The sequence below is a fragment of the Aeoliella straminimaris genome (genome assembly GCF_024054565.1).
Taxonomy (GTDB): Bacteria; Planctomycetota; Planctomycetia; order Pirellulales; family Lacipirellulaceae; genus Aeoliella; species Aeoliella straminimaris.
The window spans coordinates 65,156-76,053 of record NZ_JAMXLR010000017.1 but is presented as its reverse complement, the minus strand read 5'-3'; the positions used below and the strand labels follow the sequence as shown (position 1 = coordinate 76,053).

At 57.7% G+C, this 10,898-nt stretch carries 5 protein-coding genes; 4 read left to right on the top strand and 1 reads right to left on the bottom strand.

From position 1 onward, the window contains the following. Window positions 1–95: 95 nt before the first annotated feature. A complete protein-coding gene (locus NG895_RS04305; RefSeq protein ID WP_252851220.1) occupies window positions 96–4,202 on the bottom strand; it encodes a PEP-CTERM sorting domain-containing protein in 4,107 nt (1,368 codons plus the stop codon). Between the two features lie 379 nt (window positions 4,203–4,581). Here NG895_RS04305 and NG895_RS04300 point away from each other — a divergent pair, with 379 nt between their 5' ends. From NG895_RS04300 to NG895_RS04285, 4 genes are all read left to right on the top strand, one after another. Continuing rightward, window positions 4,582–5,760, top strand: coding sequence for an AraC family transcriptional regulator (locus NG895_RS04300; protein ID WP_252851219.1), 1,179 nt, complete (start codon window positions 4,582–4,584; stop codon window positions 5,758–5,760). A gap of 127 nt (window positions 5,761–5,887) precedes the next feature. After that, window positions 5,888–6,937, top strand: a complete 1,050-nt coding sequence (locus NG895_RS04295) for a DUF1559 domain-containing protein (RefSeq protein ID WP_252851218.1) — start codon at window positions 5,888–5,890, stop codon at window positions 6,935–6,937. Between the two features lie 46 nt (window positions 6,938–6,983). Further along, entirely contained in the window at window positions 6,984–7,160 is a 177-nt protein-coding gene (locus NG895_RS04290) for a hypothetical protein (protein ID WP_252851217.1), read from the top strand. Between the two features lie 229 nt (window positions 7,161–7,389). Continuing rightward, a complete protein-coding gene (locus NG895_RS04285) occupies window positions 7,390–10,866 on the top strand; it encodes a M60 family metallopeptidase (RefSeq protein WP_252851216.1) in 3,477 nt (1,158 codons plus the stop codon). Window positions 10,867–10,898: the final 32 nt, after the last annotated feature.

Here is a 10,898-nt window from a genome sequence, read left to right as displayed (position 1 = left end):
AAGGGTGCAACGCTGGGCCGCTGCCCAGCCCAGCGTTGCACCTCTCAATCAAGCTCTCTGCAGAGAGCTCTCAAGACTTCGGTGGGCCTGATACCTTAGGCCGCCCGCTTGCGCAGGACCGCCAAAAGACCACCGGCACCAAGAACAATTAGCAGACTGCTGGGCTCGGGCACACTGGTACCGCCCATCAATGCGGCCAGATTCAAATTGGCTCCGTCCGGATGAACGTCACGCATAATCCACCAGTCGGTGAGATTGACCACGCCATCGAAGTTCAGATCGCCCATTTGCCAGGTGAGGTAGTCACCGGCAGGCGAAGGTCCGTGGGCTCCCTGGTAAAGATTGCCTTGTCGCCAACCGTTGATCAGAGCCATCACGTCATCGTTATCGATGTCGTTGTCGAAGTCGGTGTCGCCAACGATCGGAGTACCACCGACAACACTTCCATGATTCGTCGCCATCCAATCGGCAACCCATTCGTTGTCGGTCCAGTAGTTGAAGGTACCCCAATCCTCGCCATCGCCGTAGTTGCCCGGAGTGCCGGTCTCGTTGTCACCAAAGACGTACATCTCCAGGTTATCTACGGCTCCCGTGAAGAAGTTATCGTAACCTTCACCGGTGTCGTGGCCACCGACAACCAAGTCGCCATTGTATCCGGCAAACAAAACGTCAAAGTTCGCGGACACTGCCTTGCCGTCGACATAGACAACGCTTAGAGCATCCACGTTGTTACCTTCATCCGGTTCGGACAGAATATAGTTGTGGTGCATCACGTGATACCAAGTATCACCTTCCACGGGGACGGTGGCCGGAACACCAATGTGAACCGAGTTGATCTGAGTCCATTGGCCCTGAGCATTGATCGCAGGTCCGCCACTAGAAAGCGTATCGGACACAATGCTCTGGAAGGTCGTGGGCGACTCGCTTGAGCCAATAGCGGAGGCATCCGGATAGACCCACATCTGCAAACCACGGCCAGTAATGCCCGTGTAGTCGATGGGATACACGGGCGTTCCATCCTCTATGCCATCGATCAAGTCAATCTGACCTGCCAGTTCGTCGGGACGGTTCAGGGCAATGCCACTCAGGGCGTCGTCCACACCATCAAACAAGACTCCCAGACCTCCGGCAGTTGCACCAGACCGGGCGTAGGCACCCGATGTCATGCTGACATAGGTTGGGGCGCCGGTCTGAACCAGGTCGAGGTAGGCTCCAGGCAGTTCGGAGGGTACGCCGACTTCGTCGAGCGTGTCACCAGCACCGGAGATGTTGTGTCCGCTGCCAACCACGACTCCCGGAGAACCATTTTCGCCCGTTCCTTCACCAAAAAGGTACAAGCGATCATTCGTGTAGTCCGCTCGGGCGATGCCACTGACGACGAACGCAAACAGACAGAACATCACAGCCGGCTTGCAGTAAGCCATGTTGAAGCGACGACCGCAAACCACGGCACCGGCAACACCCATCAGGGCCACGAGAACAGTGGACGGTTCGGGCACCGAAGCAGCCCCGATGGAAGGAGCATTGTTGGTGCTGAAATTAGTCTTCCAATAGGCGTAGTCCGACATGGTTACTCCACCGCCGTCGCCATTGCCATTGAGGCCCGACTCGTCAGCAGCACCCAGGTTATTACGCCACACGGTGTAGTCGGCGATGTCCACCGATCCATCGTTATTGTAGTCGCCGGGCAGACCCTCGGGGCCGGCGGCAAACTCGACAATGCCGTTGATCAGCGATGAACCAAGGCTGTACTGGAAAGTAATGTCTTCCTGCACGCCGCCACTGGTATCGAAGATCCTGCCGAGCGAGACACTGGCACCGTCGGCCAGTGTGGATTGACCGTCAAGGAAGAACTCCGACAGCTTGTCGTCGCCCAAGTTACCGAGCTCCTCCCAGCCGTTGCCCGACCCATCGCCCTGCGGCAGGCCACCGTTGCCGGTGTCCTGAACGGACTGCCAGGTGCTGTAGGTCAACGAGTTTGAATCGCCGCTGGCAATCTCATAGAAATCTAGGTCGACGGGGCCTCCAATGCTATTCATGATCGTTCCGATGCCCGTCTCGGGATCGATGCGGAGTGTGAGAGCCGTCGCTACGGAGGGGTCGACAATCTGAAAACCCGCCAGCGGGGCACGGCCGGTAGCACCTCGAGCACCCGTAATGGTGAGATCCGACGAAGTAAGGCCGGTTAGCTTGACATAGTGGCCTTCGATGCCGTCGCCCCCTTCGATCAGCGCGCCACCGGCAGTGACATTGGCTGCACGCACCCAAGTGGGGTTCGCAGAGAAACCACCGGCGGTAACGCTGAAATCTTCCATGATCGTGCCCTGGGCACCGTCACCAATGCCGTAGATGTACAAGTCATACTCGGCGTATGGAACGCCGGTGACTTGCACATTCGATCCTGCACCACCATCGTCCAAGTACCCCTTCAGCAAGCTGATGTTGCCATCGGAGGTGTTGGCACCACCTTGGGCCCAGGTGTTGGGTGCTGTGAAAGTTACGCTGGCACTAGTAGCGGTACCGAAACTATCGACGAGGCCGGAAATGGTTTCGTTGATATCATTCGCGGCCGGGGTGCTCTGGTTCCAGTTGGTCTGTGCCACAGCGCCTGCCAAAGTGGTGCTGGCGAAGACTTCGTTGCTGTTGCTATTGAAGTTGACGCCAATCGAAAGGGCCATTGCTTGCGTGCCAGCCAGGAGCAAGACAGCGGCAACCAACAAGGGGGCTGCGTAGCGAACCGCGCGACGAAGCCGGCGACCGCAAACCAGGGCGCCAGCCACGGAGAGAATCATGATCGTACTCGGCTCGGGCACCGATGCACCACTCAGGGCTGACAGTGAGCCGCCGGCGGCCAAATAGGCCGCCTTGAACGCCCGCAAGTCGGCCAGATCGTTATCGCCATCGAAGTCCATATCGCCCATCAGGTATGCCTCAACAGTTGTCATGCCGGTCAGGTCTGCTCCATAGTTGTCACGCTGGGTGGGCCAATCGCTTGCATCGATAACACCATTGCCGTCGTAGTCGCCGGGGCGTAGACGACCGTTGCTGCCGGAATAACTGACCGCACCGGTAATCGTCTCGTTGACACCAGACAACAGATACTCAAACGACAAATCTTCAATGGGCGACTGTACCCAAGAATTGCCCAGCGAAATGCTTTCGCCGGCAGCCAACGTGGCGCCTGCCGAGCCAAGCGTACCTTCGGCCAGTTCGGAGCTGCTAGCTTCAATTTCCTGCCAGGGATCTGGAGAGATGCTACCACCAGCGCCTTCGTCGTAGCTGTCCGAAATGGAGTTCCAGCTGCCTGGTAGCAGCGAAGCACCACCGGACATGATCGACAGCCCGGCGAGGCCGACAGGGGCCGCCGTATTGTTGGACAGCATGATCTCGCCGTTGTCCGTATTTACCTCGAGAGTCAGCGTGAGATCGGGCACTTCTGGACCAATAATCTGAATTGCGCCAATGCCGGAGTTGCCACTGATGGCCTCGTGGAACACGTCCAGCGTGGAGCCGGTTACTCCCTCGAAAACGATGACGTTGGCCTGAGAATACTCACCGGGAGTCGTGCTAGTACCGACCAGCCAAGGCTCATCCCAGTTGCTGAGCTGCTCCTTCGCATAGTAGCTAGTCACCGACTCAAAGTAGTACGTATCGCCAGCACCATTGAGCTGAACACTGGCCGTACGCCCATTGCTGCTGCTGGGATAAATGACTACGTCGTATGTGTCGTAGGGGATTCCCGAAAGCGAAAAGACGTTGCCGGAATTTCCGGAGTTGTAGCCAATGAATCCGTTGTAGAGACGAACCTGATTCGACTCCAACGTACTGAGCTCATGACTGCCAGGATCAATTCCAGCAAAGTTGTCGACGTTGTTGTAGAACCCGTAGGTAAAATCGCCGGTTACGGACACCGTAGTCGCAGTCGCTGCACCCGTGCTGTCAATCAGTGGATAGGCCGTGGCACCCGTCATATCGAGATCCGGGTCAGCACCTTGGCGGTTCAACTGGTTCCAATTGTCCTGCAACTCATAGCCCGCGCGGTTTTCGCTGGTTTGATAGAGGTTGGCGTGGTAGTTCCAGCCTCCCCAACCGTTGGGCATCTGGATGTTGACGCCAATGGATTGCGCCGATGCAACTTGGGGCAGTGCTGTCAGGCAGGCGAGTAGCGCACTTGATCCAACTAACCAATAGAGTTTCTTCATTGGACTCATAATTCCCTTAAGCGAAGTAAGGTCTAAGGAGGGGGGCAGTCTTCAATTATCTTGCTAGGCAGGGTCACGATGGCGACCCGCAGAGTACGCAGGCGGTCGGTCATGACGTTCGGCATACGGCGAGGGTCCGATGCAGTGATCCATTCACCGCGGCGATCCACACGACGTGTGCGGAGCAGCGCAGAGATTAGCGCTACCGCTTCCACCTGATAGGCATAAACTAGTTGACCACTAGAAGACGAACCATATAGTTTTGTAAACGGTTCAGGAAACCGATCAAAAAAGACTCTGCGCTCTTGAGTACGTATCTCTATCGGTTGCCACCGTTCTACGCCACAGGCTTACGCTCCCGCCGTGATCCGCAAACCACATGAAATCATCTTTAACTCGCCTGGCGTTTGTCACGCAGGATAAGTACGACATGGTGCGGCGTCTTGCGAGTGGCGTTTGCCGATTTGCCATGCCCCGCAATGGATTCATTACGCGGGAGTTCTTCGTGGAAGAGGAAGCGACCGCTTTACCCGACTCGTTTGCAGAATGGGCTCCCAAAGCCGTGGTCAGCTTTCTGGCAGCCGACCGCGAGAACCTGTTAGAAGCAGTGGCCGAAGGTGGTCGCCCCGTGGTAAATACAGCCCGCTGCGAACCGAATCCCGGGCGGGCAGTCGTACTAGGGGATGCGGAGGAACTCTACACCCTGGTTCACGAGCATTTTGAGGAAATCGGCGTTCGGTTTATCACCCAGTTCACTATGGCGTGCGAGGAGGGAGAATTCAACGTTCGCAAACGGTACAAGCAGCACACCGACGCGCACGGGCTCGAGTTTCACAGCTTCGACACACCGTTTAACCCGCCTTTGATTGAAGACTTCGACCAAACCACAGAAGTCGACCAATCGCTGGCGAAATGGCTTCATGAGCTGCCAAAACCAGCCGGAGTTTTCACGCAACAAACCCGTTCGGGCCCCTACCTTTGCGTCTGCTGCCGACTGCTCGGCATCGATGTTCCAGGCGATATTGCCATTATCGGCAGCGACGGCTTTGACGTCTCCTTGGCAAGTAAACCGCAGCAAACAGCCTCCTATTTGCCTTCCGAAGCGATTGGCTTTCGGGCAGCCGAACTGGTTGCCGAGATGCTGGCTGGCAAGCCGGCACCGCAAGAACTCATTCGTGTACCAGGACTTCGACTGCTGGTGCGCGCTTCCACCGGGGGACTCCTGGCACAAGGCTGCAATATCGATGCAGCCATGAAGTTCATTCACGACCATGCCTGCGAAGGCATCAAGGTGAACGATGTGGTCTCACACACCCAAAGTGTCTCACGGATGACTTTCCACAAACGGTTTGTCGAAGCGACCGGCATGACACCCGCTACGGCCATCCTCAATCGCCGTATGAGTGAGGCACGGCGTTTGGTAGCAGAGACAAGCTTGTCGATTGGCACCATCGCGGGCATGTGTGGCTACCACGACGACCTTTACTTCAGCCAGGTCTTTCGCAAAGCCGAAGGCGTCCCACCGCGTGACTACCGCAAGCTGCAACTCGGTGATTAAAACCGCAGCCGAATTATCTGCGAGCTTTACAAATCTCCATGGTCCGTGTGTTATGTGCGGGATATTATCGGTATCTCCCCCCCCGATTCAGGCGATCCGAACCCTCTAACTGCCCGCGGATCTATCTATGTCACAGAAGTTGTCTCGCAAATTGAAGCACGGTTTCACCTTGGTGGAGCTGCTGGTGGTCATTGCGATCATCGGGATTCTTGTTGCACTGCTACTTCCGGCAGTCCAATCAGCTCGCGAAGCGGCTCGTCGCACCAGTTGCAAGAACAACCTCAAGCAATTGGGGTTGGCCCTACTGAATTACGAATCGGCGAAGAAGGAGCTGCCAGCTGGATCGTTGGGAACCATCAACACATCGGCCGGGTATTGGTCGCCCCACGCGCAGATGCTGCCCTACTTCGAACAGGGCACGCTCAGTGACCTGTTTGTGATCAAGGCCGAAGATCCCAACGGAAACCCCTGGACGGCACACAATACGCAGATTGCCGAGACCGAGCTAAACATCCTGCGCTGCCCGTCGGATGGCAACGGCATGGTAACGCTGGGTACACCTATGGGGTGGACCAATTATCACGCCAACTCGGGTGGCTGGGTAACGTATTCTGGAGAGTGGGATGGCCCATTCGGCCCTGATCGCCAAGCCACTAGCTACAACGCGGACTATGAGGGCGTCGCACCAAGAAAACTCCGTCGGATCGTCGACGGACTGAGCAATACCGCGGCGTTTGCCGAGGTGCTGAATGGTCTAGGCAACTCCGGACTCGAACCCGATCCCAAAGCAGATTGCTTTGTAGGTGCTGAGGTGAGCACCTCCGGAACCCTGGAAGAAGTGCGTAATTCGATCCTCGCTCAAAACTGGCAAACCGCTCCCAAGCCCGATTGGCGTTGGCGCGGATACCCCTGGCACGAGGGCACCATGTGGCGGAACTGGTACAACCACATCCTGCCGCCGAACTCCACCTGCTGGCGCTACGGATCAACAAAGTTTTACGACCTGATCTCGCCGCCCAGCAGCAATCACATGGGAACCGTAAACATCGTTCGCTGCGACGGAAGCGTCGATACCGTCAACGAAGACGTGGACGCAAACGTTTGGTTCGATCTTGGCACCATTGCCGGGCGGCCAGAGGGAGTAGCTCCGAAAGGCCCGACGGGTCCCGTTCGGTAGTTCATCGCACACAGGCAGCACAAGCATTCGAGTTGAAGGTTACCCCATGCGTGGTTTATTGGTGCAGCAAATTCGCGTTTACTCGGCCACTATCGCTCTCGTCGCGGTTGTTGCGTTTCCACAAATCGGCTGCAATAAGGCGCCAGAACTGACGCCGGCCGATAAGGAGAAGTTGCACCAGGAGCATCAGGACGCGATGCGAAGCGAACTCGGCAAGGGCTAGTACCTCGCCAGCGATAGTTCCAACTGGAAGCTCCTTCCACATCGTAGGTGGAGGGCTTCGAACAACACCTTACCGAGTGGTAACGTGGGTCGAATCCTCACCTCTTGCGTCGTGTGGCAGGAGCGCGGGTTGGGTCGCTCGGTGGAACGCCCCTCTTTGCAAGTTGCACAGGGGGCTACCGCGCAATCCCCACACCTTTGGCGTCCCACCAGGAACAGAAAGAGATTAGATGAAGGCTGCTGAAACCCTCAGGCACCGGAGTGCTCAAAAGCTCTCAATTGAGCAGCTCGAGCCACGTCAGGTACTGAGCGGCAATCCGGTCGCAGCGTGTCCGGTCACGAGTGAGCCGGACGATGCAGCATCCGGTGTGGATACCCCAGCCGAAGTTGCCGCAGCCGAGGTTCCCGCATCCACTGGAGACCTGGCGGCGCTTGTGTCGGTGAGCGACGCCCAGGCGTATCGGAATCAGTTGCTGGCAGGTGTTTCGCAGATTGCCATCGTTGGCGCGCCAGGGCAAATTGCGGTGTTTGATCCGCCTGGCGCCGCGGCGGGCGAAGGCGCTTTTGGCGTCATCCACGATGGCGACTACCGCCCCATCGTGGCCGCATCCGTTTGGGGCAGCGGAAGAATCGTCGCATTTGGCCACAACGGCTACACCAACTTTAACTCCGTGGGCAATTCACTCGACACGGGGCAGTTCTATCTCAACAGTATCGAGTGGATCACCGGCATTGCGGACACCTCGGCCGCGATTGTGACCCCCTCGAGTGGCACCCGTGATTGGCTGGTGAGCCAAGGCTTTGACAATGTGTCCGTCCATAGCGATTGGGAAAATTACCTGGCGGGTGCGGATCTCCTGGTCGCGGAACTTGGCCCCAACGTTAGCGCCGCCAAGCAGGCCGCCGTCAGCAACTATGTGCAGAGTGGTGGCGGTCTGATCACCGGCGGCACCGGCTGGGGATACGAGTCGCTGGGCTACGACCTGGTGACGCTCGATGGCAACCAGGTCCTGCGCGAAGCTGGCCTCGGCTGGGCCAACGGCTTCCGCAACGGCACCACGAACGCCACGCGACGATCGACCGAACTTGCCAACGCGTCGCAGGCGCTCGAATTCACTCAGCAACTCTGGTCAGGCGGAAGCGGCACCACCGCACAGCAGGAAGAGGCAGGCGAGGCACTGCAAACGGTGCTCGATATCTTGCCCGCCGACCACCCGCTCGCTGTGGCGATTTCGGAGGCTTTCTCTGGTCGGGCAGACAGTATCAGCGCGACTCCGTTTACCCCGGTATCCAACTCCCTCGACAAGGCGGTGCTCACCTGGGAATCCAATCTTTTGCAGGCCACGCCCGTGGAAGAAGTCGCCGCCCATCATACGGCGGAGACCATCTACGGAACGATTCCCGACGATGCTCCTCGAGTGTCAGATACGGTCTCCATCGACACGAGTTCCACGCGTTGGCACGCCACGGGTTTGTACGCGGCGCCGGGCGAGATCGTCACCATTACGGTGCCATCGTCCCTAGTGGGCCGAGGGTTCCGGATTCGGATCAACGCTCACACCGATAACATTTCGCAGCGAGACTCCTGGGAACGGATGCCGGTCGTGCATCGCTCCTTCGACATCGACCAGACCACCATCCAAGTTGCCAGTGCTTTTGGGGGATCGATCTTCATCGACCTCGGTGGCAATGCTTACTCGCCCCCACCCAACTTGGGCGATGTCGACATCAACATCGACGGCGCCATCCGGCAGCCCTACTTCGTGTTGGGCGAGCACACCGATCAAGAGTGGATCGACACGTTCCGCGATTACCCGGCTCCGTACGCGGTGTTTGTTTCGGACAATCTGATCATCGTCCAGCGGTCCTCTGAAAGCGCGACGCTTGCCGAACCCACCGCGCTGATGGCCTGGTGGAACGAGGTGGTCGCCCTGCAGGATGAACTTGCAGCCCGGCTGGAACCACGCACGGGCCCCGAACTCATTAATGTCGACATCCAGAACTCGGCGGGCGCCGCGCATTCTGGGTTTCCGATTCAAGCCTACGACCGGTATTGGGGAAATCTGGCTGACTGGAACAGCCTGCCAGTCGATGGCTCGTGGGGCGACTTTCACGAGTTGGGACACAACCACCAACGTGGCTGGTGGACATTTGATGGCGATGGCGAGGTTACCGTCAACGTCTTCTCTAACTATACCCTCGAGAACCAGTCACCCGATTCGTCCAACAGTTGGGCCTACTCGGCCGACCCGTTGGAAACGATGCAACGGGCCATTGCCGATGTGGCCCAGGGTGGCACCTACTCCAACAAGTCGAGTCGCTGGTCGTTCTGGTTTCAGCTCGCCGATGGATTCGGCTTCGAGACCTATCGAAATGTCTTCGCCAGCTACGAAGCCGACAACGCCAACAATCCCAGTGCCCTTCCTTCCAGCAACGCTGAGGAGAAGGACCAGTGGTTGGTTCGTTGGTCGAACGAAGTTGGCTACGACATGACCGAGTTCATGGTCGATACCTGGGGACTCACCGTCAGCCAGTCCGCAATCAACTCGGTGGCCGCCCTCCCCGACTGGATGCCACTGGCGACATCACTCGGCGATTTCCAGATCGATCTTGGCGAATTACAGGTGATCGACGCTGCGGCCAGTGGACTCGGTATGGACGGTGTCGCCACATTCGCCGGCATTACCTCACAGCCCCAGCATGGAACACTCACCGACAGCGGCAACGGGACCTACACCTACGAGCCGAACATTATCAGCGGGCTCGACTCCTTCACGGTCAGCTATCAATCGAGTGCCGGTAACACACAAGAGTTTGTCATTGAGGTGACGGTCGGCACTGGATTCCTGCCCGGCGACGTGAATCTCGACGGCGGCCTCGACTCGAACGATGTCGCGTTGTTTCTGCAGGGTTGGAGGAGCGACACCACCGGGTTAACCGAAGCCGAGCAGTACATGCATGGCGACCTCAACTTGGATGGCACCACCAACTTCTCGGACTGGTATCTCCTGCGGGAAGCCTGGAACGCTCAGGGTGGCGTTGCATTGAGCTTCAGCGCCCTGGCTTCGGCGGTACAGGGCGACTTCAACAACGATGGAAATGTCGACCAAGCCGATTATTCACTGTGGAAAGACTCATTCGGGAAAACGAGTGATCCCTCCAGCGGAGGAAGCTTCCTGGCAGCCGATGGAAATCTCGATGGTACCGTAGATTTGGCGGACTATACCGTATGGCGAAATCATCTGGGACAGTCGTTTAGCCCTGCTGCCGAAGCGCAAGTCAGCTCGGAGGTAGTTGCCGCCGTGACGGAACCCGCAGACACATCGACCGAAAGCACTACTGCGCCAATAATGGGCAGCAGCAGCGACGCATCGGATGAACGCCTTGGTCGATCATGGTTTTCGTCTACGGGGAATCCCGTCTCGCGAGCGCCCAACCTTGGTCGTACGTATGTCACTGCAAACAGCAGCTTCCCAACTGCAACCACCGAACACTCCTTGCTCGACACCTTGCGTGTTTCCACACAGTTATCTGCCGAAGACGCCTTTGCACCTGCGAACTTTTCTTCCGATGCATCACTAAGAACCCGCAACGAAGAAATCACTTTGGAAGCTGCTCGCGACCTGGCCTTCGATCAATATCCCATGCAACGGTCGTGGGGACTGCGAGCTGCCGGCGCACGGACGATGCGGATTACTGTTGCCTAGACAACCAGGATTATTTTTTTGTACTGTAACCA

What these genes read in the sequence shown, in the direction of transcription:
- NG895_RS04305 (WP_252851220.1), bottom strand. Translation starts at nt 4,202, where the DNA reads ATGAAGAAACTCTATTGGTTAGTTGGATCAAGTGCGCTACTCGCCTGC.
- NG895_RS04295 (WP_252851218.1), top strand. Translation starts at nt 5,888, where the DNA reads ATGTCACAGAAGTTGTCTCGCAAATTGAAGCACGGTTTCACCTTGGTG.
- NG895_RS04290 (WP_252851217.1), top strand. Translation starts at nt 6,984, where the DNA reads ATGCGTGGTTTATTGGTGCAGCAAATTCGCGTTTACTCGGCCACTATC.
- NG895_RS04300 (WP_252851219.1), top strand. Translation starts at nt 4,582, where the DNA reads ATGAAATCATCTTTAACTCGCCTGGCGTTTGTCACGCAGGATAAGTAC.
- NG895_RS04285 (WP_252851216.1), top strand. Translation starts at nt 7,390, where the DNA reads ATGAAGGCTGCTGAAACCCTCAGGCACCGGAGTGCTCAAAAGCTCTCA.